Origin of the sequence: Tersicoccus mangrovi (assembly GCF_036881825.1) — a bacterium.
GTDB classification, from domain to species: Bacteria; Actinomycetota; Actinomycetes; order Actinomycetales; family Micrococcaceae; genus Tersicoccus; species Tersicoccus mangrovi.
In genome coordinates, this window is sequence record NZ_JBAJMW010000001.1 from 135944 (window position 1) to 162007 (window position 26064).

Here is a 26064-nt window from a genome sequence, read left to right on the forward strand (position 1 = left end):
TTCTCCTCGTGGTGCGCCCGCACCGGTCGGCGGCGGGCTCGGTTTGAACGGGACGACGGCGCCGTCCGTGTCTGGGTGAAGTGTTGCACGCTCATGCGGTGACCGGCTCGCGTCGCGTCCGCCGGCGTCGCACGGCCGGCACGGCCCGCAGCCCCGGCGAGACGATCAGCCGCGAGAGCAGCGCGAGGACGAGGTCGACCAGGATGGCCAGGACCGCGATCAGGACGGAGCCGCCGAGCATGCGCGGGTAGTCCTGCACGGCCAGGCCGTCGATCAGGAAGCGGCCGAGGCCGCCGAGGTTGATGTAGGCCAGCACGGCGACGGTCGCGATGATCTGCAGGATCGCCGCCCGGAAGCCACCGATGATGACGGGCAGGGCATTGGGCACCTCCACGGTGAAGAGGATCTGCAGCTCCGTCATCCCCACCGCCCGCGCCGCGTCCTTCGTCTCCGCGCCCACCGCGGCGATGCCGCTGTACGTCCCCGCCAGCAGCGGCGGGATGGTGAGGATCACGAGCGCCAGGATCGGCGGTAGCAGGTCCCCGCTGAGCAGCAGGACGAAGAGGATCAGCAGGCCGAGCGTCGGCAGGGCGCGCAGGGCGCCCGCGATGCCGACGACGACCTGGCGGCCCCGTCCCGTGTGCCCGACGTAGAGCCCTAGGGGCACGGCGACGACCGCGGCGATCACCAGGGTCAGCGCCGAGTACTCGAGGTGCTCGACGATGCGGTGCGGGATGGCCGTGTTCATGGCCGTCCAGTTCATCGGGTCGGTGAGGAACTCCCACGTCTGCCCGACGACGCTGTCCGAGGTGTAGGTGGTCACGGGCCCACCGCCTTCCGGGCTCGGGTCCAGGGCGTGAGCGCCCGTTCGATCAGCACGAGGATCGCGTCCATCACCAGCGCCAGCAGCAGCGTGATGACGATGCCGGTGATCAGCGGCGTCATGAAGTCCCGCTGCAGACCGTCGGTGAACAGCAGCCCCAGGCTCGGGATGCCGATCACCGCGCCGACGCTGACGAGCGAGATGTTGCTGACGGAGACGACCCGCAGCCCCGCGATCAGCACGGGGATGGACAGGGGCAGGTCGACCGTGAAGAACCGCCGGACCGGGGTGTACCCGACGGCGACGGCGGCCTGCCGGACCGTGTCGTCGACCGAGCCGAACGCGTCCACGCAGGAGCGCACGAGCAGCGCCACCGCGTAGATGGTCAGCGCGACGATGACGTTGGTCAGGTCGAGCACCCCGGTGCCGAGGACGACGGGCAGGATGATGAACAGCGCCAGCGACGGGATCGTGTAGAGGATGGAGCTGGCCGAGAGGATGACCGTCGAGACCGGTCGGCTCAACCGCGCCAGCTGGGCGATGGGGATCGAGACGATCAGCCCGAAGATCAGCGGCAGGATCGACTGGACCAGGTGGATCCCGGTCAGCTGCGCGATGTAGGGCGCGTTCTCCGCGACCCAGGTCATCCGCGGACCGCCGACTCCCCGGACGCGACGCGCGCCTGCAGGCCCGCCCGGTCGCGTTCGATCACGCCGACCACCTCCGACGGGCGCAGGATGCCGCGCACCACGCCGGACTCGTCGACGGCCACCCCGATGCCGGCCGGGGAGCTGAGCGCGGCGTCGAGGGCGCTGCGCAGGGAACTGCCCTGCCGGTACAGGGAGCCGCCCGGGATCAGGTCGGCGGCGGTGAACCGGTCCCCGGCGGGGCGCTGGTCCGGCCCGAGCCACCCGGCGGGCCGGCCGTCGTCGTCCACCACGAGCCGCCAGCCCGGGGCGATGTCGCCCGTGGCCGCCGAGAGCACGGTCGGATCGACGGGGTGGATGGTCAGGCCGGAGGGTTCGGTGAAGGACAGGTGCCGGAACCCGCGGTCGCGGCCGACGAAGGAGGCGACGAAGTCGTTGGCCGGCGCCCGGAGGATCTCCTCCGGGGTGGCGAACTGGGCGAGCTTGCCGCCGACCGCAAAGACGGCGACCTTGTCCCCGAGGATCGTGGCCTCGTCGATGTCGTGGGTGACGAAGACGATGGTCTTGGCGATCTCGCGCTGCAGCCGCAGCAGTTCCGCCTGCAGTTCGTCGCGCACGACCGGGTCCACGGCGCTGAACGGCTCGTCCATGAGCAGGACGGGCGGGTCCGCCGCGAGCGCGCGGGCCACCCCGACGCGCTGCTGCTGGCCACCGGAGAGCTGAGCGGGGTACCGCCTGGCCAGGGCCGGGTCCAGGCCGACCGTCTCGAGCAGTTCCGAGGCGCGCGTGCGGGCGGACCGCCGGTCCACGCCGTTCAGGCGCGGCACGGTGGCGATGTTGTCCAGCACGGTGCGGTGCGGCATGAGGCCGGCGGACTGCATCACGTAGCCCATCGACCGGCGCAGCTGCGCGGCCGGCTGGGAGGCGACGTCCTGCCCGTCCACGGTGATGGTGCCGCTGGTCTGCTCGACCATCCGGTTGATCATCCGCAGCGAGGTGGTCTTGCCGCAGCCCGAGGGCCCCACGAAGACGGTGATGCGACCGCGGTCGATGTCCATCGAGAGGTCGTCCACGGCGCGTTGCCCGCCGCCGTACGTCTTCGTGACCTCACGGAACCGGATCATGGGTTCTCCGACCGCAGTGGTCATCGTCGCTGCCCTTCCCTCGAACGGATGGAGGTGGTGCGAAGTTTCGACCAAGCGTAGCCCGGTGGTGCCGGAAATCGAGACACCATCGCAGGTCAGGAGCCCTCCGGCGTCATGCTAGCTGCTGACCTGCGGTGATCGGAGCGGCTGCGGACAGCGTCAGTCCTGGACGTAGAGCAGGCGCTTGTTGACGAACTCGTCCATGCCGAGCGGGCCCAGCTCGCGGCCGTAGCCGGAACGCTTGACGCCGCCGAAGGGCATGCCGGCGCCCTCCGCCTCGGCGGCGTTGACGTTGGCCATGCCGGACTCGAGCTCCTCGGCCACCTTCCGGGCCCGCTCCGGGTCGGTGCTGAACACGGCGCCGCCGAGGCCGTACGGGGTGTCGTTGGCCAGGGCGAGCGCCTCGTCGTCGTTCTCCACGCGGTAGACGACGGCGACCGGGCCGAACAGCTCCTCCCGGTACGCGGCCATCTCGGGGGTGACGCCGGTCAGCACGGCGGGGGCGAGGTACGCGCCCGGACCGTCCACCAGGGTGCCCCCGGCGTGCAGGGTGGCACCCGCGTCGACCGCGGCACGGATCTGCGCGGCCAGGTTCTCCGCGGCGGCGCGGGAGGACAGGGGCGCATAGGTGCCGGGGGTCTCCGCGGCCGGGTCGCCGGGGGTGAGCGCCTGCGCCTGGCGGGTCAGCTCGGCGACGAAGTCGTCGTGGATGTCGGCGGTGACGATCATGCGCTTGTTCGAGTTGCACGCCTGACCGGTGTTGCCCATCCGGGTGGCGAAGGCCGACCGGGCGGACTCGGCGACGTCCGCGGAGTCGAGCACGATGTAGGGGTCCGAGCCGCCGAGCTCGAGCACGACCTTCTTGAGGTTGCGCCCGGCGATCTCGGCGACCTTCGCGCCGGCCCGCTCCGAGCCGGTGAGGGAGACGCCCTGCACCCGCGGGTCGGCGATGATCTCAGCCACCTGTTCGTGGGAGGCGAAGAGGTTGACGTAGGCGCCGGCGGGGACTCCGGCGTCGTCCATCAGCTGCTGCAGCGCCAGCGCCGAGCGGGGGCAGCTCTCCGCGTGCTTGAGCACGATGGTGTTGCCGGTGACGAGGTTCGGGGCGGCGAACCGGGCCACCTGGTAGTACGGGTAGTTCCACGGCATGATGCCCAGCAGCACGCCGACCGGACGCCGCTGGATGACCGCGCGACCGCCGCCGGAGGCGGTGATCTCCTGGTCGGCGGCGAGGGCGGGGCCCCGCTCGGCGAAGTAGCCGAAGATCTCGGCGCAGAAGACGACCTCGTCCCGCGCCTCGGCGAGCGGCTTGCCCATCTCCTCGGTGATGATCGCCGCGAGCTCGTCGACGCGCTCGGCGAACAGCTGCCCGACGCGGGTGACGACGGCGGCCCGCTCCTCGATCGTCCGACGACGCCAGTCCTGGAAGGCCGTCTCGGCGGACGTCAGCGCGCGCTCGACGTCCTCGTCGGTCGCGGTGGGGAACTCGGCCAGCACCTCCCCCGTGGCGGGATTGATCGAGCGGTAGGCGGGGCCGGCGCCGGTGGAGCGGGCGGCGGTCGGGGTCGGGGACGTCATGGCGATCTCCTCGGGCGGGGTGGATTCGGGGTGGTCGGGCACAAGGACGGTGTGGGTGGCGACGGCGGTGCGCCGGTCACCCGGCCTCGGTGAGGTCGTGGGTGGAGTCGTTCAGGGCCGTGGCGTCGGCGTCCCACAGGGCGAGCACGGCGGACGCGAGGCGGTCCTCGAGGCCGGCCAGGGCCTTGACCCGCAGGATGACGGCGGCGGCTGCCGGAGCCTGGCCGGCGTCCCGCGCGGCCTTCGCGAAGCCCTGCGCGACCGCGCGGGTCCAGGCCTCGGATGCGGCCTTGACCGCCGCGTAGTTGGCGCCACCGGCGAGCGGCCGCGCGACGGCGGTGGACGAGACGATGGCGAGCCGGCCCGCGGACGAGGCGCGCAGGTCGGCGTCGAACGCGCGGCTGACGAACCGGAGCGCGGTCAAGGAGCCCTCCAGGGCGCGGTAGTCGGCGTCGGTCTGCCCGGCGAGGCCGCCGCCGCCGCGCCAGCCGCCGACGAGGTTGAGGAGGCCGTCGACACGCACACGGTCGGCGTGCAGCCGTTCGGCGAGCGCGTCGACCTGCCGCTCGTCGGTCAGGTCCACCGTCTCGGTGCGCGCACCGAGGGTCGCGAGCGCCGCCAGTTTCCCGGAGTCACGGCCCGTCGCGACGACATGCGCCCCGGCGGCGGTCAGGGCGCGAGCCACGGCGTGACCGGACGCGCTGGTGGCGCCCGCGATCAGGACGGTGCGCCCGGCCACGCCGTGGGAAACGGCCTGGTCGGGCTGTGCCGGCGGCTCGTGCTGCTGCTCCGTCGTCTCGCTCACCGTTCCATCCTCCCCCACGGGCGCCGGTCAGGCCGCCGTCCCGCGGATGCCGGCGGTCGAGTCGATGACCGCCCGCATCTTCCGCTCGAGTGCCTCGAAGAACATGGAGAGGGGGAACTCGTCGTCCATCACGAGGTCGGTGTAGCCGCGCGGCGGACCGGCGAGCACCTCGCGCGGCAGCCCGGCCGCCCAGACCGAGGCGGGGTTGGGCGTGACGACGGAGGCGACGAGCTCCCACGCCTTGAGCCAGTGCACGGTCTTCGGCCGGTCGATGGACTCCCAGTACAGGGTGTCGATCGCGTCGCCGAGCTCGACCACGGCGTCGGCGACCCGGTCCGCGTCGACGCTCAGCTCGACGTCGCGCCACTCGAGCACGTGCCGGCGGTGCAGCCAGGCGAAGAGCAGCTGTCCGCCCAGGCCGTCGTAGTTGCGGACGCGGGAGCCGGTGATGGCGAACCGGAAGATGCGGTCGAACAGCACCGCGTCCTGCACGAGCGCCGCGTGCAGGCGGGTCTGTTCCTCGATCGGCGTGAGCGTCTCGCCCGCCGCGGCCCGCGCGTCGAGCCGGCGCTCGATGGCGACCGACTCCCGGAACGCCGTCAGGTCGCAGCGCAGTTCCTCGAGGGCGTAGAGGAAGAAGGGCATCCGCTGCTTGATCATGAACGGGTCGAACGGCAGGTCGCCGCGCATGTGGGTGCGGTCGTGGATCAGGTCCCACATGACGAAGGTCTTCTCCGCCAGGTCCTGGTCCTCCAGCAGCGACGCGGCGTGGTCGGACAGCCGCAGCTTCGTCGTCGTGGCGGCCGCGGCCACCACGCGGCGGTACCGTGCCGCCTCCCGGTCCTGGAAGATGGCGCCCCACGTGAACTCGGGGACTTCCCGGACCGCGACGGTCTCGGGGAAGAGCACGGCCGAGTTCGTGTCGTAGCCGGGCGTGAAGTCGACCAGGCGCAGGGACAGGAACAGGCGGTTGCCGTAGTCGCCGGCCTCGAGCTCGGCGATGAACTCGGGCCAGATCGTCTCGACGACGAGCGCCTCGACATGCCGGGCGGCCGAGCCGTTCTGCGTGGTCATCGGGAAGACGACGAGGTGGCGGACGCCGTCGACGCGGTGGCGCTGGGGGGAGAAGGCGACGAGCGAGTCGAGGAAGTCCGGCACGCCGAAGCCGCCGTCCGCCCAGCGGGCGAAGTCCCGGGGCAGGGCCTGAAGGTAGGCCGCGTCGTGCGGGAACGCGGGGGCGAGCTCGGCGACGGCCGCCACGATCACGTCCACCTCGGCACGTGCTTCGGGGTGGTCGGCGGGATCCGGCACGGACCCGTCCGTGGCCTGCCGGGACTGCAGCCGGGTGGCCGCCGCCTTCAGGCGCAGCCACGCGGCACTGGTCTCGACCGCGCCCGCGTCGGTGCTCGCCACCGCGGTCACCTCGGTCTCCATCTCGGCGGGAACGACGACGTCCTCGACGACCTCGGGTTCGCCGATGATGGCCGGTGTCGCCTGCACGGACATGGACATGATCAACCCTCCTGTCGTCGAAGCCGTATATTTTCCGGCTCTAATCACATTCAACAGGATTATCTTTGGCTTCCGGCGGCTTGGTGTCAATCCGGCGCGCGGCTCACTGGTAGCCTGCCGCCATGGACGACCCCGTCGACATCCGGCTGGCGACCGAGGTCTCCCACGACCCCCGCGCCACGCTCGCCCAGCTCTCCGACCGCGTCGGCCTGTCCGTCTCCGCGGTGCAGGCACGTCTGAAGAAGCTCGAGAGCACGGGGGTGATCGTCGGCTACCGGGCGCTCCTCGACCCGGAGGCCGTCGGCCGGCCGCTCTCGGCCTTCATCGAGATCACGCCGCTGGACCCCCGGCAGCCGGACGACGCGCCGGAACTGCTCGAACCGCTCACGGCGATCGAGGCCTGCCACTCGGTGGCCGGCGACGCCGCCTACATGCTCTTCGTCCGGGTCGCGTCACCTCGCGAGCTCGAGGCGCTGGTCAACGAGATCCGGCACCGGGCGTCCGTGAACACCCGGACCACCGTCGTGCTGCAGACGTTCTACGAGCACCGGCCGATGCTGGCCGCGACCGACTGAGGGCGGCGCACACCCGAGACGGGCACCGCTGTCCACAGGACGCGCCGACGGATCATCCGTCGGCGCGTCTCGTGTCAGTGCTCCGTGTCAGTGCTCCGTGCCGGAGCTCGTCGGCGTCAGCGCAGGGCGTCGCCGTCGTCCGCACCGGGACGGACGTAGCGGTGCCCGGCCTCGGAGGCCTTCTGGTCCGCCTGCTCTCGGGTGACGCCGTAGTACCGGTAGAGGACTTCCTCCCGGCCGCGGTTGAGGTCCTTGGCCACCTCGACCTCGGGGCTGTCCTTGAGCACGTCGGCGCTGAACGGGACGGTGGCGGCCTCGTCGGTGTGGCCGAGGAGGCCGATCGGGACGAACGCCTGCTTGCCGCGGGTCTTGACGGTGACCCAGGTCGGGGCGCCGTTCTCGTTGTCGAGGTAGACCTGGCCGATCTTGCCGACCTTCTCCCCCGCGTCGTCGAGCACGGTGCGTCCGAGGAGGCTGTCGATCCTGATGTCCGGGCTCATGCGTGCTCCTTCTGCTGGGTTCTGCTCATGGTCGTGCCTGCTCGTGGCGGTGCTGCCGCCACGTCGTCCTGCCATCGTCGCCGAGCGCGACGGGCGGCGCAACGCCGGTCCGGCGGACACCTCGCCGCGGAGCGGCAGGGTCGCGCCGGGTCCGGGGCGGCGTCAGGACTCCGTGTAGCTCTCCAGCGCGATGCCGGCTGCCCGGTCGGCGAGCAGCTGCAGCACCCCGTGGACCGGTTCCTGGTCGAGCACGCGGACGTCGGCGTATCCCCGGTCGACCATGAGCGCCCTGAAAGCCCGCTGGGTGCGCGGCTGGTGCATCCCGATGCCGCTGCCCAGCACGATCGGCCCGGTCACCGGCAGCTGGCGCGCCACCTGGGTGGCCAGGTCCGCCAGGTGCTCGGCGCCGATCTGGATGATGCGCAGGGCGTCGCGGTCGCCCTCGTCGGCGGCCGCGTACACGACCGGGGACCGCGCGGCCCAGTAGCGCCGGTCGGTGCCGAAGTGGAAGTGGGCGATGAGCTGCTCGGGATCGGTGAGCCCGCACGCCTCGAGCAGTCCCGCGCCGAGCGAGCTGACGGGCTGGTCCAGGTTGAACCGGTGCAGGGTCGCGCGGGCGGCCTCCCGGGCCAGCCAGTAACCACTGCCCTCGTCGCCGAGCAGGTACCCCCAGCCGCCGGCGCGGGCGGTGCGGCCCGCGTCATTGCGGCCCCACGCGACGGAGCCCGTGCCGGCGATGACGGCGACGCCGGTGCTGGTGCGCCCCGCCGCGAGGGTGAGCCGCGTGTCGTGCACGGCGACGACCTCGGCGCCCGGGGCGTGCGGGGCGATCAGGTCGCGCAGGCGCTGGGCGTCCTCGGCGGTGTCGATGCCGCCGGAACCGGCGATCACCAGGTCCGGGCGGGGATCGCCGAGGGCGGCGAAGAGGTCGCGCAGGCTCTCGACCGCAGTCTGCTCGCTCACCGACTGCGTGTTGGCGCTGCCGGCCTGCTGCTCGTCCACGACGACGCCGTCGCGGATGAGCAGGGCACGGGTCTTCGAACCGCCGATGTCCATGCCGACGACGGTCGAACCGGGCCGGGCCGGGTCGGGCGTCGAGCCTGCCTGCGTCGGGCCGGGCCCGCTAGCGCCGGCGGGGTCGGCCGGGGTCCGGCCGGGGGTCTGGGTCATGGGCCCTACCCTACTGAGCCGTTCCGACCGGACCCGCGCGTGACGGCGCAGAGCCGCCCACCACGGTCGACCGCCGCATAATGGGGCGGTGATCATCGACAACGCCGTCTACGTGATGGGAGCGCGCACCACCGAGCCGCTGGACCTCGAGGAGACCTTCGAGACCATGCGGGCGTACGGCGGCATGGGCTGGATCGGGCTGTACCGGCCCTCCGAGGGCGAGATGAGCACGGTCTCCTCCGAGTTCGGGCTGCACCCGCTCGCGGTCGAGGACACCATCAACGCCCACCAGCGGCCCAAGGTCGAGCTGTACGACGACGTGCTGTTCACCGTGCTGCGGCCCGCCCGCTACGTCGACGCCGAGGAACGCGTGGAGTTCGGCGAGCTGCACGTCTTCACCGGCAAGGACTTCGTCATCACCGTCCGGCACACGGAGGCCTCCCCCATGGCGCCGGTGCGTCAGCGGCTCGAGGCGGACGGCGACCTGCTCGCGCTCGGGCCCATGGCCGTCCTGTACGCGATCATCGACCAGGTCGTCGACGACTACGGCCCGGTCGTCGACGGGCTGCAGACCGACATCGACCAGATCGAGGACCAGGTGTTCGCGGGCGACGCCGCCGTCACCCGCCGCATCTACGAGCTCTCCCGCGAGGTGATCGCCTTCCAGCGGGCCGTGCACCCGCTCGTGTACATGCTCGACCGGATCGGCGCCGGCTTCGACCAGTTCCCCGTGCACAAGGAACTGCGGCGCAACGTGCGCGACGTCGCCGACCACGTGGCCCGGGTCAACAGCCAGGTCGACGGGTTCCGGACCCTGCTGCAGGAGATCCTCCAGGTGGACTCGACGCTGACCACGAACCGGCAGAACGAGCAGGCCGCGGTGCAGAACGAACAGGTCAAGCGGATCTCCTCGTGGGCGGCCATCCTCTTCGCCCCGACCCTCGTGGCCAGCATCTACGGCATGAACTTCGACACGATGCCCGAACTGCACTGGCTGTTCGGCTACCCCTACGCGCTGGGCCTGATGGTCGGCATGGGCGTCGTGCTGTGGCTCGTGTTCAAGCACAACAAGTGGCTGTGAGCGGCGTGCTCAGACGGATCCGCGCCCTCGCCCGCCGGACCCACCGCGGCGCCCGGCCCGAGGTCGCCCTGCGCCTTGCGTCCACCCTGGACGCGCGGGCCCTCGACGCCTATGTGCGCCACGCGGACCTCGACGCCCTGCTCGGCGACGCCGGCCACCCCGTTCTCGGCACGACGGCGCAGCTGCGCCTGCTGACCCGGCTCACCCGTGACCGCCTGGCCGACCTGTCCGTGCCGGCGCGGGCCCGCGTGCTCGCCGCCCTGCAGACCGGCGCCACGACCGCGGTCGCCGAGCAGGCCGTCGTCCGCGTCTTCGAGGCGACGACCGGCGAGGACGACCTGCGGCTGCTCCGCAATCTCTGCGACGGCGACGGCACCCACCAGGACCTCGCCAAGCTCGTGTTCAGCGACGTCGACGACCCCGTGATCCGCGACCGGATCCTCCGTCACATCGCAGCGCACGCGGGCACCCACGGCGGCGTCAAGATCCTCTCCGACGTCGACGACACGCTCGTGGCCAACCTGAAGGACCGGTTCTACCCGCGCGGGTCGATCTACCCCGGCGCCGTCGCCTTCTACGATGCGCTGGACCGCGGTCCCGCCAGCACGCCGAACCCCATGGGCGACGTCGCCTTCGTGACCGCTCGCCCGTCCGACCCGTTCGGCCTGTTCGAGTCCGGCACGCACCGGATGGTGCGGGCCCGCGGCATCGGATCGGCCACGGTGCTCTCGGGCAGCCTGCTCAACCTGTTCACGCACGGCTCGATGGCCGCGAAGAAGGTCGAGAACGTGCGCGAGTACGTCCAGCTCTTCCCCGACTACGGCATCGTCTTCATCGGCGACAACGGGCAGGGCGACGTCGAGGTGGCGGAGCGGATCGTCGACTCCTGGCCGGACGCGCTGCGCGCCGTCTACATCCACGCCGTGCTGCCGGCCGCCGACGCGGAGCGGGAGCGCCTCGCCGGGCTCGGCATCACGCTCGTCAACACCCACGTCGGTGCCGCCGTCCACGCCCGGCAGGCGGGGCTGCTCTCGGACGAGCAGGCCGATGCGGTGGCCGCCGACGCGCGGGACGCCGTCGAGGCCGTGCGGTTCGCCGACGCCGAGGCGGAGCGGGGCGCACGGGCCGAGCTCGAGCGGGACCTCGCCGCGCTCTGAGGCCTGCCGCTACGGCGGCCCCGAGGGACAGTGGCCGGTGCTCAGCCGAGCGGGGCCCAGGTGGCCGGGCCCTTCGACCCGGCCGGATAGGACTGCAGGGGCACGACGTCGTCCTTCCACGCCTTCAGCACGGAGTCGACGATGCGCCAGCATTCCTCCGCCGCGTCACCACGGATGGAGAGCAGGGGGTCGGCGTCGAGCACGCCGCTGAGCACCTCGCCGTAGGCCAGCAGCTGGCCCTCCCCGAATTCGGACGTGAACACGGCCGGGTCGAGGGCGAGCGGGTCGCCCGGTCCGTTGACGTTGACGCTGAGGTCCATCCGGTCCGGCCCCAGCCCGAGGCGCAGCACGTTGGCCGGTCGCTTGCCGTGGAAACCCGTCGGGATCTCGGGCGCGTCCCGGAAGGTGATGACGATCTCGGAGCGCTTGTCGGCGAGTGCCTTGCCCGAGCGCAGCGTCATCGGCACGCCGGACCAGCGCCAGTTCCTCACCTCCACGGTGAGCTCGGCGAGCGTCTCGGTGTGGCGCGAGGGGTCCACGCCGTCCTCGTCCTTGTAGGCGGGAAGGCTCCGGCGCCCGATCTTGCCCGCGGTGTAGCGGGCCCGGCGTGACGACGCGGCCGGGTCGCCACCGAAGACGCGCGTGGCCCGCAGAGCGGCGGCCTTCGCGGTCCGGAGGTCGTCCTCGTCGAGGCTCGCCGGCGGCTCCATGGTGACGAAGGCGAGCGTCTGGAGCAGGTGGCTCTGGATCATGTCGACCATGGCGCCGGCGTGGTCGTAGTAGCGGGCACGGCCCTCGAGGCCGAGTTGCTCGTCGAACACGATGTCGATCTTCTCGATGTGCTCGCGGTTCCACAGCGGTTCGAACACCCGGTTGGCGAACCGCAGGCCCAGCACGTTCAGCACCGTGGACTTGCCCAGGAAGTGGTCGACCCGGAAGATGCGGTTCTCGGGGACGAGGCGCGCGAGCTGCTCGTTGAGGGCGTGGGCACTCTTCTCGTCGGTTCCGAACGGCTTCTCGAGGGCCAGCACCGTGCCGTCGGGCAGGCCCGTCTTCTCCAGCAGCGCGCAGCACGCCGCGGTGATGGCCGGAGGCAGCGCGAAGTAGATAGCCGGCGTCCCCGTGATGCCGTCGATGACGCGCTGGACGTCGTCGAGGTCGGTCACGTCCGCGCGCATGTAGGTGGCGTGCTTGACCAGGTCCGTGACAGCGGCGCCCTTGGCCGAGCTGGTCTCGAAGGAGGTCTTGAGGATCTGGGACAGCTTCGCATCGTCCCAGTCCTCGGCGCCGACGCCGATGAGGCGCAGCCGGCGCTTCTTCTCCCGCGTGAGCAGCTGGCCCAGGGCGGGCAGCAGGAGGCGGGAGGAGAGATCGCCGGTGACGCCGACGATGACGAGGGTGTCGATGCTCTGGGCCATGGGCCTACCCTAGACGCCCGCACTGGACGGTGGCCGGGCACGCGCCGGACGCCACGCGGCCCCCCGCCGCATGCGGTGCCCGGTTCCAGCTCAGGTCAGGGCGTCGCGCAGGGCGCGGCGCGCCTTCCGGTACTTCCGCAGCGCCGCCTCCTGCACCGCGGCTTCCGCCCCGGCAAGGGTTCCGGCCGCGAAGGCCACCGCGGTGGTCACGGCGCGGCGACCGGTGGCGGGGCGGTCGTGAAGGGTGCTGCGGATGAAGTCGGCGACGCCGACGCTGTCGTGGTGGGTGCCCAGGTGCTTCTGGATGCGGTGCGCCGCGTCGACGACGTCCTGCCGGCCCGGCGGCACGGCGACGTCGTGCGCCGTCAGCTCCTCGATCGTGTACCGCAGGCGCTTGGCCTTCTTGCGCACCTCGTGCAGGGCCGTCACGGCGTCACCCGGAGCGGCGCGCTTCGCCTTCCGTGCCAGCGTGAGCACGCGGGCGGCCTGCTCGTCGATGGTGCCGGCGAAGGCGGCGTCGGCGTCTCCGGCCAGGGCTCGGGTCGGCTCCCGCGCCGCCTCTCCTGCGGCGTCTCCTTCGGCGCCTCCGGCGGCCTCTCTCGCCGCCGCGGCGACGGCGGCGAGCACGGCCCCCAGGGTCTCCGGGCCGTAGCCGTCGAGCAGGGCGATCGCGCTGATGCGGTGGTCCTGGTAGGCGGCGACGGCGGCCTCGGTGAGGAGCCGGCCGGCCTCGTCCGCGTCGTCGGCGGCGGGAAGCGCGCCCCGGCCGAGTGCCTCGGCCACCAGCTCGGCATTCACCTCGGCGTCGCGCGCCAGTCCGAAGGCGCGGGCGGCGTCCCGCAGCCGGCCGGTGAGGGTCGGCAGGTCCAGCCCCGCGGCAGCGGCCGCGGGTTCGAGCTCGGCGGAGAAGGCGCCCAGCACCGAGCGGAGCCGCCGCAGCGTCACCCGGTACTGGTGCACCGCGTCCGGGGCGTCCTCGCGCGCACCCTGCTCGTGGGCCGCCAGGGCGGCCACCTGCTCGTCGACGACGGCGGCGAGCACGTCGCCGAGGGCTGCGGCCGCCATCAGGCGAACCTGCCGGTCGGCCGGGCGAGGCCGGCGAGCGCGGAGCCGATGGACCCGTGGCCGAACAGGACGACGCGCAGCGGCGCGGTCTCCGGCGTGGTGTCCGGCCCGGTCTCCGGTGCTGTCTGCTGCGGCCCGGTCTCCGGTGCTGTCTGCTGTGGCCCGGGGGCGGTGGTCGTCATGCGCTGGTCCTCTCCCGCGGAGCCGCTGCCCGGAATGCCCCGGTCGGCCGGGCGTGACGTGCGGTGGTCACCATGATGCCGCAGGCGAGCGGCTCGACGCTCCGGACGGCACACCTTGACCGGGCCGGACGGGCTCAGCCGGTGGGCCGCGTCGTCCGCCCCGCGCCGTCCGGCGGTAGCGTGACCGCCGTGGACGAGTTGTTCGGCGACGAGCTGGTGCCGCGGGCACCTCGGGAACTGGCGCCGGGAGCGGTGCACGTGCCCGGGTGGCTGTCGGCGCACCAGCAGCGGTGGCTCGTCGACCGGTTCCGGGAGTGGACGGCCGGGCCGGTGCCGCTGCACTCGTCGGTCATCCGCGGCCATCCGATGAGCGTGCGCACCGTGTGCCTGGGCTGGCACTGGCGGCCCTACCAGTACACGCGGGAGGCCGTCGACGTGAACGGCAACCGCGTGCTCGACGTACCGGACTGGATGGTGCGGCTCGGCCGTTCCGCCCTCGACGCGGCGCTCGGGCCCGGTGCCGGGTCGGAGTACACGCCGGACACCGCGCTGGCGAACTTCTACGACGACGACGCGACGATGGGCATGCACCAGGACCGGGACGAGCGCTCCCGCGCCCCCGTCGTCTCCCTCTCCCTGGGCGACCCCTGCCGGTTCCGCTTCGGCAACACCGAGACCCGCACCAGGCCGTACGAGGACCTCGAGCTTCGCTCGGGCGACCTGTTCGTCTTCGGCGGGCCGGCGCGGCTGGCCTATCACGGCGTCATGCGGGTGTTCCCGGGCACGGCGCCGTCGGACTGCGGGCTCGATCGCGGCCGGATCAACATCACGCTCCGGGAGACCGGGCTGGGCTGACGCCGTCGCGCGCGCCGTCGTCAGGCCTTCGGCACCTCGCGGTCCAGCGCCGCCAGCCAGGCCTTCGGCGACAGGTCCGACGGCATCCGCCAGTCCCCGCGCGGGGACAGCGAGCCGCCGGCGAGGACCTTCGGGCCGTTCGGCAGCGCGGACCGCTTGAACTGGTACACGGAGAAGCGGCGCAGGAAAACCTCGAGCCAATGCCGGATCTCGGCGAGGTCGTAGCTGCGGCGCTCGTCCTCGGGGTAGCCCGCGGGCCACTCACCGGCGTCGGCATCGGCCCAGGCGTGGTGGGCGAGGAAGGCGATCTTGCCCGGCCGGTAGCCCCGGCGCATCAGGTAGTAGAGCGCGAAGTCGTGCAGGGCGTAGGGCCCGATGGACGCCTCGGTGCTCTGCGGCTTCTCGCCGTCCTTCGTCGGGATCAGCTCGGGGCTGATCTCCGTGCCGAGGATCGCCGTCAGCACGTCGCCGGTGTGCTGGTCGACCCGGCCCGAGGAGACGACCCAGCGGATCAGGTGCTGCATCAGGGTCTTGGGCACACCCGTGTTGACGGCGTAGTGGGACATCTGATCCCCGGCGCCGTACGTGCACCAACCCAGCGCCAGCTCGGAGAGGTCGCCCGTGCCGACGACGATGCCGCCGCGCTGGTTGGCCAGCCGGAACAGGTAGTCGTACCGCAGCCCCGCCTGCACGTTCTCGAAGGTGACGTCGTAGACCTCCTCGCCCTCGCCGGCGGGGTGGCCCATCTCCTGGAGCATCTGCCGCGCGGTCGGCCGGATGTCGATGGTCTCGAACGTCACTCCGAGCGCCTCGGACAGCAGCTCGGCGTTGGACCGGGTGGCCGCGCTCGTGCCGAAGCCGGGCATCGTGAAGGCCAGGATGTCGCTGCGCGGCCGGCCGAGCCGGTCCATGGCGCGGGCACACACGATCAGGGCGTGCGTCGAGTCGAGGCCGCCGGAGACGCCGATGACCGGCTTCGTCGTCGGGCCGATCGCCCGCAGCCGCTGCTCCAGGCCGGCCACCTGGATGCTGTACGCCTCGTAGCAGTCCTGCGCGAGCCGGGTCTCGTCGTCGGGCACGAACGGGAAGCGGTCGAGCGGTCGCTTGAGCCCGATGTCGGTGCGCGGCGGGTCGAGCGTGAAGTCGACGGTGCGGTGGGTGGAGGCGATGTCGCCGCGGCCCCGGGTGTGGGCTGATCCTGCTCGGTCCGCGAGCGTCCGGCGGTTGTCGTCGAACGTGCCCTGCCGGCGCCGCTCCCCCGCGAGCCGGTCGAGGTCGACGTCGACGACGGTGGTGCGCGGGCCGTCGGGGAACCGCTCGGTCTCGCCGAGCAGGTCACCGTTCTCGTAGACGAAGGTCTGCCCGTCCCAGGACAGGTCGGTGGTGGACTCGCCGTCGCCGGCGGCCGCGTAGATGTAGGCCGAGAGGTAGCGGAACGAGGCGGACCGAGCGAGCAGCTTGCGGTCCTCGGCGCGGGCCACCGTGATGGGCGAGCCGGAGAGGTTCGCGTTGACGGTGGCTCCCGCGAGTGCGGCCTCCGCACCCGGCGGCACCGGTACCCACATGTCCTCGCAGATCTCGACGTGCAGGGTCAGGTTCGGCACGTCCACGGCCTGGAAGAGCAGGTCGGGGCCGAACGGCGCCGTCTGGCCGGCGACGGTGATCTCACCGCGGACGTCGTCGCCCGGGGCGAAGTGCCGCCGTTCGTAGAACTCGCGGTAGGTCGGCAGGTACGACTTCGGCGCCACCCCGAGCAGCCGGCCGCGGTGCACGACGGCGGCGACGTTGTAGATCCGGTTGCGCCAGGCCAACGGCAGGCCGACGACGAGCACGGTCATCAGGTCCGCGCTGCGCTCGAGGATGGTGGCCAGCGCGGCCTGCGCGTCGTCGAGCACGGTGGACTGCAGCAGGAGATCGTCGATCGCGTAGCCGGTGAGTCCGAGTTCGGGGAAGATCGCCACCGCGACGCCGTCGTCGCTGAACCGTTCCGCCTCGGCGAGCACCCTGGCGGCGTTCGCGGCCGGGTCGGCGATCGTCACCGGCAGGGTGCAGGCGGCCACCCGGGTGAACCCCTGGTGGTAGGCGGAGGCGAAGGTCACGAAGGCTCCTGACGGTGACGGCGGGCGGACGACGGCGGTGCTGCCAGCCTAGCCAACGGGCGGGAGGGGCAGGTCGACCGTGGCCGCTGCGGCACCACCGTCGTGACGCCGAGGAATGCCCCGCCGAGTGGACCGATGATGCCGCCGACAGCGCCGCCGAACGCATCAACCGCCCACCCGACGAATCAGCAGCGCCGAGTGGACCGATGATGTCACCGTCAGCGCCGCCGAACGCATCAACCGCCCACCCGACGAATCATCAGCGCCGAGTGGACAGCCGGCGTCGATGTCTCGAGGGCGAGCCCGAGTTCCGTGGACCGCCGTCGCGCACTACGCCGTCCGGACCCGCGGCGCGACATCCGTGGCGTAGAGCTCGATGCAGCGCATCAGCTGTTCGTGCGGCAGGGTGCCCATGCTGTACTTCAGGTCGAACCGGACGAGGTCGAGGTCCGCCGCGGCCTTCCGGATCCGCCGCGCCACCGTCTCCGGGCTGCCGACGAACAGCGCCCCGCCGTCGGCGCACTGCGCGTCGAAGTTGGCCCGCGACGCCGGGGGCCACCCGCGCTCCCGCCCGATGACGGCGTTGTGCGCGCTCCAGTGCGGCCAGTACTCCTCGCGCGCCTGCTCGTCCGTCTCGGCGATGTAGCCCGGGCAGTGCGCCGAGACCGGCGTGTCGGCGGGTTGGCCGAATTCGGCGAGCGCTCGCCGGAACAGGTCCCGCAGCGGCGCGAAGGCGGCGGGCCGGCCGCCGATGATGGCGAACTCCACGGCCAGGCCGTACCGGGCGGCACGGACGACCGACTCGGGGCTCCCTCCCACACCCACCCACGTCGGCAGCGGCCCGTGCTCGACCTCCGGGTACACGTGTTGCCCGCTCAGCGGGGCCCGCGTGCGGCCGGACCAGCTGACCGCGCCGCCCTCCCGGATCTTCGTCAGCAGGTTCAGCTTCTCCTCGAACAGCTGCTCGTAGTCCTCGAGGTGGTACCCGAACAGCGGGAACGACTCGATGAACGAGCCCCGGCCGAGCACCGTCTCCGCCCGTCCCGACGAGAGCGCGTCGAGGGTCGCGAACCGCTGGTGCACGCGCACCGGGTCGTCGCTGGAGAGGACGGTGACGGCGGAGCCGAGCCGGATCCGCTCGGTCCGCCCGGCGATCGCGGCCAGCACCACCTCGGGGGCGGAGATGGCGTAGTCGGCGCGGTGGTGCTCGCCGACGGCGATGTAGTCCAGCCCCAGCCGGTCGGCCAGCTCGGCCTCGGCGAGCACGTTCCGCAACACGACGGCGTGCGGCAGCGGCTCACCGTCCGGCCCGGTCTGCACGTCGCCGAAGGTGTTCAGTCCGAGCTGCAGCGTCACGGTGTCATCCTCGCAGGCACGTGGTCCCGTGCCCGCCGCGAGGGGCGTTCGCTCCGCGGCGGTGCCGCCGCACTCCGTCGAGAATTCACTGTCGGGGCTCATGGAGCCGGATGAGCCCCGACAGTGAATTCTCGAGGTGAGTAACGACGGCGCCACGTCTGGGAGAGGTCCGGACGAAGACGCCGATCAGCCCCGCAGCGACGCGAGCGCCCGGGTGGCCGCGTTGTACCCGCACATGCCGTGCACGCCGCCGCCGGGCGGGGTCGCCGCCGAGCACAGCCACACGCCGTCGATCCCGGTGACGTAGGGATCCAGGGCCGGCCGCGGCCGGGCGAGCAGCTGGAGCATCGAGTTGGCCCCCGTGATGACATCGCCGCCCACGAAGTTGGCGTTGTATCGCTCCCAGTCGGCGGGCGTCGTGACCGCCGTCCCCACGATCCGTTCCCGGGTCCCCGGCGCGAACCTTTCCAGCTGGGCGAGCACCGCGTCGGTCGCGTCCGCGGTGTACCCGTAGGGCACGTGCGCGTACGCCCACACGGGGTGCACGTTGCCGTTCGAGCGGGTCGGGTCTGCGAGGTACTGCTGGCCGACGAGGACGAAGGGCCGCTCGGGCATCCGCCCGTCGTACGCGTCCTGCTCCGCGGCGACGACCTCGGCCATCGTCCCGCCCACGTGCACCGTCCCCGCACGACGCGCGTCCGGGTTGGTCCAGGGCATGCCGCCCTCGACGGCGAGGTCGAGCTTCCAGGCCGCCGGCGCGCGACGGAATCGCTCCCACGCCCGGCGGACGCGGGGCGGCAGCGCTTCCCCGGCCACGCGGGCCGCGACGTCGGGCGCGAGGTCGAGCAGGGTCAGGTCGGTCGGGGGCAGCTGGGCCAGCGAACGGACGGTCACGCCGGTCTCCACGCGGCCGCCGTGCGCCTCGAGGATCCGCACGAGGGCGGCGCTGATGGCCGTCGACCCGCCCTCGGCCACCGGCCAGCCGACCCGGTGCCCCGCGGCGATCAGGGTGAGCCCGACGGCGGCCGTCGTCGGCCGGGTCAACGGGTGGATCAGGTGGGCCGCCGCGCCGGTGAAGAGGGCACGGGCCTGCGGCGTGGAGAAGAGCCGGGCAAGGGCGGTGGCCGGCAGTGCCGCGCGCGCTCCGAAGCGGGCGAGGGCGACGGGGTGGCGTGGCACGTGCAGCATCGGCTGCATCACCTCGCCGAGGATGGCGTCGACGTGCTCGGCGAGCGGGCCGAAGACGCGGCGCCAGGCGGCCCCGTCCGCCCCCATCCGGGCGCACGTCGCCTCGATCGAGCGCTCCAGCACGCCGGCGGTGCCGTCGTCGAGCGGATGCGCCAGGTCCAGCGGCGCCCAGCGCCAGGTCACGCCGTGGTCGATCAGGTCGACGTCGTGGAAGAACGGCGCGGCCAGGCCCATCGGGTGGAACGCGGAGCAGTGGTCGTGCAGCACGCCCGGCACGGTCAGCTCGCTGGTGCGGGTACCGCCGCCGACGGTGTCGGCCGCCTCGAGCACGGTCACGTCCACGCCCGCCCGGGCGAGCGTGACCGCGGCGGCCAGCCCGTTGGGGCCGCTGCCGACAACGGTGGCCGTGGTCATGTCCCCATCCCACCACACATGCCCCCGACGTAGGCTGGAGAGGTGGAGTGGTTCTCCGCGGACGACTACTGGTTCGCGCGGCTGCTGTTCCTGCGGGCACTGGCCGCCGTGTACCTCGTGGCCTTCCTCGTCGCCGTCAATCAGTTCCGGGCGCTGCTCGGGACGGACGGCATGCTGCCCATCCCCCGGTTCGTCGCCCGCGTCCCCTTCTCCCGCGCGCCGAGCATCTTCCACTGGCACTACACGGACCGGTTCTTCGCCACCCTCGTCGTCGTCGGCGCCGTGCTGTCCACCCTTACCCTCGTCGGGATCACCGAGATCCTGCCGCTGCCGGCCACGATGGCGGTCTGGCTCGTGCTGTGGGCGCTCTACCAGTCGATCGTCAACGTCGGGCAGACCTGGTACTCGTTCGGCTGGGAGTCGCTTCTGCTCGAGGTCGGGTTCCTCGCGATCTTCCTCGGCGACAACGCCACCGCCCCGCCGTTCCTCATGCTGATCGCCCTGCGCTGGGTACTGTTCCGGCTCGAGTTCGGCGCCGGGATGATCAAGATCCGCGGCGACACCTGCTGGCGGGACCTGACGTGCCTGAACTACCACCACGAGACGCAGCCCATGCCGGGCCCGTTCAGCTGGTACTTCCACCACCTGCCCGCGCCGCTGCACAAGGTCGAGGTGGCCGGCAACCACATCACGCAGCTGATCGTGCCGTTCGCCCTGTTCCTGCCGCAGCCGGTGGCCGGGATCGCCGCCGGCTGCATGATCGTCACCCAGCTCTGGCTCGTGATCAGCGGCAACTTCTCGTGGCTGAACTGGATGGCCATCGTGCTCGGCCTCTCGGTGCTGCCGGACGGATTCTGGCGGACGGTGTTCGGGCTCCAGCGCCTGGAGAACGTGCTCCTGCCCACAACGTCGACGCCGCTCTGGTGGGCCGTGCTCGTCACCGCGGTGGCGCTGCTGGTGCTCGTCCTCTCGTGGGCGCCGGCGAAGAACCTCGTCTCGCAGCGGCAGGCCATGAACGCCTCGTTCGACCGGCTGCACCTGGTCAACACCTATGGCGCCTTCGGCTCGGTGACGAAGATCCGCTGGGAGGTGGTGGTCGAGGGCACGACAGACCCGCACCCCGGCCCGGAGACCGTCTGGCTCGAGTACGGGTTCAAGGGCAAGCCCGGCGACGTGCACCGCCGGCCGCCCCAGTTCGCGCCCTATCACCTGCGGCTGGACTGGCTGATGTGGTTCGCGGCTCTCTCCCCCGGCTACGCCGAGCCGTGGTTCACCGCGTTCGTCACCCGACTGCTCGCCGGGGACCGCGCCACGCTGCGGCTGCTGCGGCACAACCCGTTCCCCGACGGGCCGCCCCGGTACGTGCGGGCGCGCCTGTTCCGCTACCGGTTCACGAGCCGTGCCGAACGGCGCGCGACCGGCGACTGGTGGGTCCGCACCGAGCAGTCGACGTTCCTGCCGCCGGTCTCGCTGTCGGCACGCACGGCCGGCCACCGGCGCTGAGCCGGCACCAAACCGCTGCTGACGTGCATCGATACCGCCCCGTCGCCGTCAGCGGCCACCCGTGTGCCCACCAGCACCGTGTGGCACGATGAGATCGATCGTCGCTCGGCCCGCCCGGTGCCCGCGGCCGCCGGCATCTCCAGGAGGCAACCGTGACCCTGTCCCGCACGCTGGTGACCGCCGCTGCTGCGGCGTACGCCGCCAACTGCGGCCTCGGTATCTCGGTCGCCGCCCGCTGGGTCGACACCTCGAACGTGCGCTGGGTGCACCACGGCCTCTACATCGTCACGAGCATGACGACGGCGGCCGCGACCGTCGTCGCCGGTGCCACCCGCTCTCCCGCCGCGATCGCCCTCGCGCCGGCCGCCGTCCCGCTGTTCCTGCTGCAGCGCCACGGCGCCCGCCCGCTCCCCCGTCACACCCGCGACGCCCTCGCCGCGGCCCCCTGCTACGTGGCCGGCCTCGCGCTGGCCTGGAGGTGAACCCTTGGAGTTTCTGGACGCGGTGTTCAACCGCCGGACGACGAATGGCCCGTTCCGGCCGGACCCGGTCAGCCCCGAGCACCAGCAGCTGCTGATCCGGGCCGCCGCGTCCGCGCCGTCGCAGTTCAACAGCCAGCCGTGGCGGTTCGTGCTGATCGAGGACCGGGACACGATCGAGACGGTCGCCTCGATCAGCGGGCAGAGCATGACGCGGGTGATGAGCGAGGGCACCTTCTTCGACCGGTACAAGAAGTACTTCCGGTTCAGCCAGAAGGAGATGGACGCGACCCGCAGCGGCATGCTCTTCGACAGGATGCCGGCCCTGCTGCGCCCGTTCACGTCGCGGGCGTTCACCCCGTCGGGGCAGAGCCTGATGAACAGGCTGCGGGTGCCGCAGACCCTCGGCGAGGAGAACCGGAAACTGGTGGCCGGCTCCCCCCTGCTCGTCGGCGTCATGCTCGAGCGCGGCGAGTATCGCCCCGGCGAGCTCTCGGGCTTCTACTCCGTGTTCAGCATGGGCGCGGCGATGGAGAACCTGTGGCTGACGACGGTGGAGCTCGGGATGGGCATCCAGTTCGTCTCCTTCCCCATGGAGGCCCCGGAGAACTGGAAGCGGATCGTCGAGATGCTGGCCGTGCCCGACGACCTCGAGCTGATGGCCGTCTACCGGCTCGGTTACCTGCCGGAGAAGAAGCACCGCCCGGCCATCGACTGGTCCAGCAGCGAGCGCAAGCGCCCCTCGCAGTTCGTGTTCCGGGAGACGTGCGCGACGCCGCAGGAGGGCTGGGACGACGACGTGCGCCCGGGCGCGCGGCGGGAGTAACACCCGGGGAGCGAACGCGTCCCCGGTGGTGAGCTGGTGGGCTCGGCCAGTTCGGCCACCGGGACCGCGGCCCCTCGTCGCCGTAGGTGACTGGGTCGCGGTCCAGTACCGTCTGGCCCAGCTCGGTGGCAGCGGTCTGCCGCCTGCGGCGCGTCATGACGCGGTGTCCTGCGGCGGTGAGGGGTGAACGATGTGGGCGCCGCGTAGCCCGTGCCGCTCACGACGGTGATGTTCACAAGGGTCCTCGGTCGGGTGGTGCGGGATCGATGGGACGAGGGAGAAGGCCGTCACTGGGTCGATCTCCTCCGTGAGGGGGTCAATCGGTCAGTGCGCCGGCCACGAGGGCGGTGAGTGCGGCGGGCTGCTCGACCTGGGGCAGATGGCCGGCGTGCTCGATGACCTGGAAGCGGGCGTCGGGGATAGTTGCGGCGAGGGCGCGGCCGTAGTCGAGGTCACCCATTCCGTCGGCCTCCCCCCAGACCACCAGGGTCGGCACGGTGATCCCGTCGAGCCGCGCCTTGAGTCCGGGGTCGGCCATGGTGCGGCCGGCGTAGAGGTCGAGCGAGGCGCGGTTGGATGCCATCCGCCGTCTGACCGGCTCGGGCAGGGTCGAGAAGTCGATCCCGTGGGTGGCGGGGTCGGCGAAGGTGGCGGCGGCGAGGTCGGCCGGGCTCATCTCGAAGAAGTCGGGGATCGGGTGCCCGTCGACCTCGATCCCGACCGAGTCGACCAGGATCAGCCGGGTCACCCTAGGGGAGGCGAGCAGGGCAAGCTCGATCGCGACCCAGCCGCCGATGGAGTTGCCGACGACGGTGACGCCGGTGAGGTTGAGCTCGTCGAGCAGCGCGGCCTCGACCCTCGCGACCGCCGCGATGGAGTCGACAACCTCGGGGCGCTCGGTGAAGTCGAAGCCCGGGTGGACCGGCGCGACCACCTCCGCGGGCAGCTCGGCGGCGATCTTCTCGCCCCAGGGGTTGACCGTTCCGGGGCCGCCACCACCGTGCAGCAGCAGGACCGGCTTGTGCGTGCCGTCTCCGTACCGGGTGTACGTGAGGGGGACGGCGCCGAGGCCGTCGACGTGGAGCGTGGTGGTCGTGCTCATCGTCATGTTCCTTCGCTGTTGACGGTGGACGGGTGGGTTCAGAAGCAGACGGCGAGGGCGGTGTGCAGGCCGCTGGCGGCGAGGAGGTGCCGGTGACGGCGGCGCCGAGCCGACGGAGTCACCGCCTCACGGCTCGCACAGCACGGTCGTAGTAATCCGACAGGCGCCCGACCCCACCATCGGCCATCCACTGCTCAGCCGCAACGTCAAGGCAGCTGAGGGCCGCAGCAACCAGCGCGTGCGCGCTCAACAGATCCAACGGGACCGCATCTGACAGCGACCGCTCCACGAGAACCGGAGCCAAGGCGCCACGCCAGGCGACATGCTTCTCGAGCTGACGCGCCCGTAGTTCGCCTGCGGCTTCCACGAGCCTCGCGACCTGCAGGGACCGCTCCGGGGCGTGCCCGGCATCCGGTAGCGCTTCTGCGGCCTGCTGGAGAGCACGCCACGGATCCTCGTCAGCCGGCCGGCTGCGGAGCGCTGCAACCAGGACGGCGACCTGCTCCTCGGTGCTGCCCAGGACCAAGTCCTCGCGCGAACCGAAGTATCGGTAGAACGAACGACGGGGAAGACCTGTCGCAGCGACGATCCGCTCAACGGTCGTCCGCGCGAAACCGTCCTCCAGCATCAGATCGATCGCAGTCGCTCGCACGCGCTCACGCACCGCTGACCGCACCTGAGCCGACACCGACTCCACGACCGACTCACCGCCCATGCCGTTCATGGTACTGGATTGGCACTCTAGACCAATCTGGCACAGTGTGCCAGAGTAGTGCCATCGTGAGGGAAAGGGGTCCAGAGATGGCCGAGATCGAGCTCGCAACAGCCGCTGGACGACTGGTCGGACGCCGCGACGGTGGTATTGACACTTACCTCGGCGTGCCGTACGCAGCCCCGCCTACCGGCGGCCGCCGATACGCCGTGCCCGCCCCCGTGCGGTCCTGGGAGGGCGTCCGCCGGGCGATTGAGCCCGGCCCGAGCGCGCCGCAGAGGGGCAGCGAGCGAGCCTTCGGCATGGACATGGTCGCGGTCACCGACGCGACCTGGCGGCGCGGCGGCGACTACCTGACCGCCAACGTGTGGGCGCCGGTCGGGGCCACGAAGCTGCCGGTATTCCTCTACATCCACGGGGGCGGCCTCGTCATCGGCACCAAGGACGCCGCCGTCTACTCCGGCGCGAACTTCGCCCGCGACGGCGTCGTCGCAGTCAACCTGAACTATCGACTCGGCGCCGAGGGTTTTCTGCCCATCTCGGGAGCTCCCACGAACCTTGGTCTCCGCGACATGCTCGCCGGTTTGCGCTGGGTGCGCGACAACATCGAGGCCTTCGGCGGCGACCCCGACAACGTGACCGTCGGCGGTGAGTCCGGCGGCGGAATCGCCGTCGCCTGCCTCCTCACCAGCCCACTCGCCGCCGGCCTCTTCCACCGTGCGACGATCCAGAGCGGGCACGGCTCCGCCGTCTACCCGATCGATATCGCCCGACGCACCGTCACCCGCATGGCGCAGACGCTCAAGATCGACCCGACGCGGTCCGGCTTCCTGTCCGCGACACCCGAAGCGACCGTGGCTGCGCTGACGAGGGTGAGCCGTCCCGGCCGTGTCGAGCTCAAGGATGCCCACGGGTACGATCCTTCCTTCGGGCTCGGCGTCATCAATCCCGTCTGGGGTGATGACGTCCTGCCGCGGCACCCGCTCGACGCACTGCGCGACGGCGCGGCAGCGGACATCGACCTACTGATCGGCACGACAGCGGAGGAAGCGCGGTTCTGGTTCGGGCCCACCCGATTGGAATCGTTGCCACGCCCCGCCGCCCGATGGCTGCTGTCACGCATGGCCCCTCAGGCGTCCGAACTCTTCAATGCCTACGCTAAGACCTACCCCGGAGAACGAGGCGGCCGCACAATGACTCGAGCACTGACCGACCTGTCCTTCCGGTATCCCGCCCGCCAGTACGCGCTGGCCCACCAGGGATCCGCTCACGTGTACGAGTTCGACTGGCGCTCGACCGCTGCCGGCGGTCGGCTCGGCTCTGCTCACGGCCTCGATCTCGGCTTCGTCTTCGACACGCTGCCCACGGTGTCCGGGCCCCGCGGCATGGCGGGGAACAACCCGCCGCAGGCCCTTGCCGACCACACGCACCGCATCTGGCTCGACTTCATCCGCTCCGGACAGCTGCCCTGGACCGCCTTCACCGCTGCGGACCCCACCGTTTACCAGCTCACCACCGGCCGGGCGGTCCGCGAGCAGCGCCTACCCGCCGCCGACTACCTCCCCGACCGCGCTCGCGCGATCGCCCCGTAGTCCGAGAACTCACACCCGTGGGTAAGCCGCACTGAACACCGTCGTGAGAACCAACCCCAAGGCGCTCGACGCCCTGATTGCGGACAGGCGCCTTCACGGCCGGGTCACCCTCGATCCCGACTCCACCGCCGGAGACGACCGCCACTCGCGTGCTCGCCGCCTCCGAATCAAGCGTCATCATCGGGCAAAACGCAACACCGCTGTGGTCCCGATCAGCGGACCCGCCGATCCGTCCGCGACAGCTCGGAGTCCGCCGCTGCCGGGCCTGCGACCAACGCTG

Annotated in this window: 24 protein-coding genes; 8 read left to right on the forward strand and 16 right to left on the reverse strand. The window is 72.0% G+C overall.

Going from position 1 to position 26064, the window contains the following annotated elements:
• Nucleotides 1–91: 91 nt before the first annotated feature.
• From V6N00_RS00655 to V6N00_RS00680, 6 genes are all read right to left on the reverse strand, one after another.
• A complete protein-coding gene (locus V6N00_RS00655; RefSeq protein WP_334230717.1) occupies nucleotides 92–763 on the reverse strand; it encodes an ABC transporter permease in 672 nt (223 codons plus the stop codon).
• A gap of 56 nt (nucleotides 764–819) precedes the next feature.
• Nucleotides 820–1470 (reverse strand): ABC transporter permease, encoded by a 651-nt coding sequence (locus V6N00_RS00660; RefSeq protein ID WP_334230166.1) that lies wholly within the window; start codon nucleotides 1468–1470, stop codon nucleotides 820–822.
• A complete protein-coding gene (locus V6N00_RS00665; protein ID WP_334230167.1) occupies nucleotides 1467–2594 on the reverse strand; it encodes an ABC transporter ATP-binding protein in 1128 nt (375 codons plus the stop codon). The genes V6N00_RS00660 and V6N00_RS00665 overlap by 4 nt, the downstream gene beginning before the upstream one ends.
• A 180-nt stretch (nucleotides 2595–2774) precedes the next feature.
• Nucleotides 2775–4193 carry an NAD-dependent succinate-semialdehyde dehydrogenase gene (locus V6N00_RS00670; RefSeq protein WP_334230168.1) on the reverse strand — a complete coding sequence of 473 codons (1419 nt, stop codon included), beginning with the start codon at nucleotides 4191–4193 and terminating at the stop codon, nucleotides 2775–2777.
• Between the two features lie 76 nt (nucleotides 4194–4269).
• Entirely contained in the window at nucleotides 4270–4932 is a 663-nt protein-coding gene (locus V6N00_RS00675; RefSeq protein WP_334230718.1) for an SDR family NAD(P)-dependent oxidoreductase, read from the reverse strand.
• 93 nt (nucleotides 4933–5025) lie between these two features.
• Nucleotides 5026–6510: a DUF6421 family protein gene (locus V6N00_RS00680; protein WP_416384999.1), complete on the reverse strand. Its 1485-nt coding sequence runs from the start codon at nucleotides 6508–6510 to the stop codon at nucleotides 5026–5028.
• A 122-nt stretch (nucleotides 6511–6632) separates the two neighbouring features.
• Between V6N00_RS00680 and V6N00_RS00685 the strand changes: the two genes are divergently transcribed.
• Nucleotides 6633–7085, forward strand: a complete 453-nt coding sequence (locus V6N00_RS00685) for an Lrp/AsnC family transcriptional regulator (protein WP_334230169.1) — start codon at nucleotides 6633–6635, stop codon at nucleotides 7083–7085.
• A gap of 116 nt (nucleotides 7086–7201) precedes the next feature.
• Here the strand turns inward: V6N00_RS00685 and V6N00_RS00690 are convergent, their stop codons facing one another.
• Complete coding sequence (locus tag V6N00_RS00690) at nucleotides 7202–7585, reverse strand: PRC-barrel domain-containing protein (RefSeq protein ID WP_334230170.1); 384 nt, start codon at nucleotides 7583–7585, stop codon at nucleotides 7202–7204.
• Between the two features lie 162 nt (nucleotides 7586–7747).
• Nucleotides 7748–8755: an N-acetylglucosamine kinase gene (locus V6N00_RS00695; RefSeq protein ID WP_334230171.1), complete on the reverse strand. Its 1008-nt coding sequence runs from the start codon at nucleotides 8753–8755 to the stop codon at nucleotides 7748–7750.
• Between the two features lie 115 nt (nucleotides 8756–8870).
• Between V6N00_RS00695 and V6N00_RS00700 the strand changes: the two genes are divergently transcribed.
• Together V6N00_RS00700 and V6N00_RS00705 are read left to right on the forward strand one after the other, a co-directional pair.
• Nucleotides 8871–9836: a magnesium and cobalt transport protein CorA gene (locus tag V6N00_RS00700; protein WP_334230720.1), complete on the forward strand. Its 966-nt coding sequence runs from the start codon at nucleotides 8871–8873 to the stop codon at nucleotides 9834–9836.
• A 5-nt stretch (nucleotides 9837–9841) separates the two neighbouring features.
• Nucleotides 9842–10993: a phosphatase domain-containing protein gene (locus V6N00_RS00705; protein ID WP_334230172.1), complete on the forward strand. Its 1152-nt coding sequence runs from the start codon at nucleotides 9842–9844 to the stop codon at nucleotides 10991–10993.
• Nucleotides 10994–11034: 41 nt separating this feature from the next.
• Here V6N00_RS00705 and V6N00_RS00710 read toward each other — a convergent pair whose 3' ends face one another.
• The 3 genes from V6N00_RS00710 to V6N00_RS00720 form a co-directional block, all read right to left on the reverse strand.
• Nucleotides 11035–12411 (reverse strand): glucose-6-phosphate dehydrogenase, encoded by a 1377-nt coding sequence (locus V6N00_RS00710; RefSeq protein ID WP_334230173.1) that lies wholly within the window; start codon nucleotides 12409–12411, stop codon nucleotides 11035–11037.
• A gap of 90 nt (nucleotides 12412–12501) precedes the next feature.
• The gene (locus tag V6N00_RS00715; RefSeq protein WP_334230174.1) at nucleotides 12502–13476 is read right to left on the reverse strand and encodes a CHAD domain-containing protein; all 975 of its coding nucleotides are present in this window, start codon (nucleotides 13474–13476) and stop codon (nucleotides 12502–12504) included.
• Nucleotides 13476–13658, reverse strand: coding sequence for a hypothetical protein (locus V6N00_RS00720; protein ID WP_334230175.1), 183 nt, complete (start codon nucleotides 13656–13658; stop codon nucleotides 13476–13478). The genes V6N00_RS00715 and V6N00_RS00720 overlap by 1 nt, the downstream gene beginning before the upstream one ends.
• Before the next feature lie 189 nt (nucleotides 13659–13847).
• On the opposite strand from V6N00_RS00720, the gene V6N00_RS00725 reads away from it, so the two are divergent.
• Nucleotides 13848–14513 (forward strand): alpha-ketoglutarate-dependent dioxygenase AlkB family protein, encoded by a 666-nt coding sequence (locus V6N00_RS00725; protein ID WP_334230176.1) that lies wholly within the window; start codon nucleotides 13848–13850, stop codon nucleotides 14511–14513.
• Between the two features lie 20 nt (nucleotides 14514–14533).
• Here the strand turns inward: V6N00_RS00725 and V6N00_RS00730 are convergent, their stop codons facing one another.
• From V6N00_RS00730 to V6N00_RS00740, 3 genes are all read right to left on the reverse strand, one after another.
• Complete coding sequence (locus tag V6N00_RS00730; protein WP_334230177.1) at nucleotides 14534–16612, reverse strand: NAD(+) synthase; 2079 nt, start codon at nucleotides 16610–16612, stop codon at nucleotides 14534–14536.
• A 330-nt stretch (nucleotides 16613–16942) separates the two neighbouring features.
• Entirely contained in the window at nucleotides 16943–17968 is a 1026-nt protein-coding gene (locus V6N00_RS00735; RefSeq protein WP_334230178.1) for an LLM class flavin-dependent oxidoreductase, read from the reverse strand.
• A gap of 186 nt (nucleotides 17969–18154) precedes the next feature.
• Nucleotides 18155–19570: a phytoene desaturase family protein gene (locus V6N00_RS00740; protein ID WP_334230179.1), complete on the reverse strand. Its 1416-nt coding sequence runs from the start codon at nucleotides 19568–19570 to the stop codon at nucleotides 18155–18157.
• 42 nt (nucleotides 19571–19612) lie between these two features.
• On the opposite strand from V6N00_RS00740, the gene V6N00_RS00745 reads away from it, so the two are divergent.
• The 3 genes from V6N00_RS00745 to V6N00_RS00755 all read left to right on the forward strand — a co-directional run bounded on the left by V6N00_RS00745 (nucleotide 19613) and on the right by V6N00_RS00755 (nucleotide 22378).
• Nucleotides 19613–21073, forward strand: coding sequence for a lipase maturation factor family protein (locus V6N00_RS00745; protein WP_334230180.1), 1461 nt, complete (start codon nucleotides 19613–19615; stop codon nucleotides 21071–21073).
• Nucleotides 21074–21225: 152 nt separating this feature from the next.
• The gene (locus V6N00_RS00750) at nucleotides 21226–21555 is read left to right on the forward strand and encodes a hypothetical protein (protein WP_334230181.1); all 330 of its coding nucleotides are present in this window, start codon (nucleotides 21226–21228) and stop codon (nucleotides 21553–21555) included.
• Between the two features lie 4 nt (nucleotides 21556–21559).
• The gene (locus V6N00_RS00755; RefSeq protein WP_334230182.1) at nucleotides 21560–22378 is read left to right on the forward strand and encodes a nitroreductase family protein; all 819 of its coding nucleotides are present in this window, start codon (nucleotides 21560–21562) and stop codon (nucleotides 22376–22378) included.
• Between the two features lie 316 nt (nucleotides 22379–22694).
• Here V6N00_RS00755 and V6N00_RS00760 read toward each other — a convergent pair whose 3' ends face one another.
• Nucleotides 22695–23480, reverse strand: a complete 786-nt coding sequence (locus tag V6N00_RS00760) for an alpha/beta fold hydrolase (protein WP_334230183.1) — start codon at nucleotides 23478–23480, stop codon at nucleotides 22695–22697.
• Between the two features lie 118 nt (nucleotides 23481–23598).
• Nucleotides 23599–24204 carry a TetR/AcrR family transcriptional regulator gene (locus tag V6N00_RS00765; RefSeq protein ID WP_334230184.1) on the reverse strand — a complete coding sequence of 202 codons (606 nt, stop codon included), beginning with the start codon at nucleotides 24202–24204 and terminating at the stop codon, nucleotides 23599–23601.
• A gap of 77 nt (nucleotides 24205–24281) precedes the next feature.
• Between V6N00_RS00765 and V6N00_RS00770 the strand changes: the two genes are divergently transcribed.
• Complete coding sequence (locus tag V6N00_RS00770; RefSeq protein WP_334230185.1) at nucleotides 24282–25784, forward strand: carboxylesterase/lipase family protein; 1503 nt, start codon at nucleotides 24282–24284, stop codon at nucleotides 25782–25784.
• Nucleotides 25785–26064: the final 280 nt, after the last annotated feature.

Excerpts from the sequence above, each read along its gene's own strand:
- V6N00_RS00710 (WP_334230173.1), bottom strand. The coding sequence starts at position 12,411 with ATGGCCCAGAGCATCGACACCCTCGTCATCGTCGGCGTCACCGGCGAT.
- V6N00_RS00665 (WP_334230167.1), bottom strand. The coding sequence starts at position 2,594 with ATGATCCGGTTCCGTGAGGTCACGAAGACGTACGGCGGCGGGCAACGC.
- V6N00_RS00770 (WP_334230185.1), top strand. The coding sequence starts at position 24,282 with ATGGCCGAGATCGAGCTCGCAACAGCCGCTGGACGACTGGTCGGACGC.
- V6N00_RS00670 (WP_334230168.1), bottom strand. The coding sequence starts at position 4,193 with ATGACGTCCCCGACCCCGACCGCCGCCCGCTCCACCGGCGCCGGCCCC.
- V6N00_RS00700 (WP_334230720.1), top strand. The coding sequence starts at position 8,871 with ATGGGAGCGCGCACCACCGAGCCGCTGGACCTCGAGGAGACCTTCGAG.
- V6N00_RS00690 (WP_334230170.1), bottom strand. The coding sequence starts at position 7,585 with ATGAGCCCGGACATCAGGATCGACAGCCTCCTCGGACGCACCGTGCTC.
- V6N00_RS00660 (WP_334230166.1), bottom strand. The coding sequence starts at position 1,470 with ATGACCTGGGTCGCGGAGAACGCGCCCTACATCGCGCAGCTGACCGGG.
- V6N00_RS00685 (WP_334230169.1), top strand. The coding sequence starts at position 6,633 with ATGGACGACCCCGTCGACATCCGGCTGGCGACCGAGGTCTCCCACGAC.
- V6N00_RS00655 (WP_334230717.1), bottom strand. The coding sequence starts at position 763 with ATGAACTGGACGGCCATGAACACGGCCATCCCGCACCGCATCGTCGAG.
- V6N00_RS00740 (WP_334230179.1), bottom strand. The coding sequence starts at position 19,570 with ATGACCACGGCCACCGTTGTCGGCAGCGGCCCCAACGGGCTGGCCGCC.
- V6N00_RS00720 (WP_334230175.1), bottom strand. The coding sequence starts at position 13,658 with ATGACGACCACCGCCCCCGGGCCACAGCAGACAGCACCGGAGACCGGG.
- V6N00_RS00695 (WP_334230171.1), bottom strand. The coding sequence starts at position 8,755 with ATGACCCAGACCCCCGGCCGGACCCCGGCCGACCCCGCCGGCGCTAGC.
- V6N00_RS00715 (WP_334230174.1), bottom strand. The coding sequence starts at position 13,476 with ATGGCGGCCGCAGCCCTCGGCGACGTGCTCGCCGCCGTCGTCGACGAG.
- V6N00_RS00680 (WP_416384999.1), bottom strand. The coding sequence starts at position 6,510 with ATGTCCATGTCCGTGCAGGCGACACCGGCCATCATCGGCGAACCCGAG.
- V6N00_RS00760 (WP_334230183.1), bottom strand. The coding sequence starts at position 23,480 with ATGAGCACGACCACCACGCTCCACGTCGACGGCCTCGGCGCCGTCCCC.
- V6N00_RS00765 (WP_334230184.1), bottom strand. The coding sequence starts at position 24,204 with ATGAACGGCATGGGCGGTGAGTCGGTCGTGGAGTCGGTGTCGGCTCAG.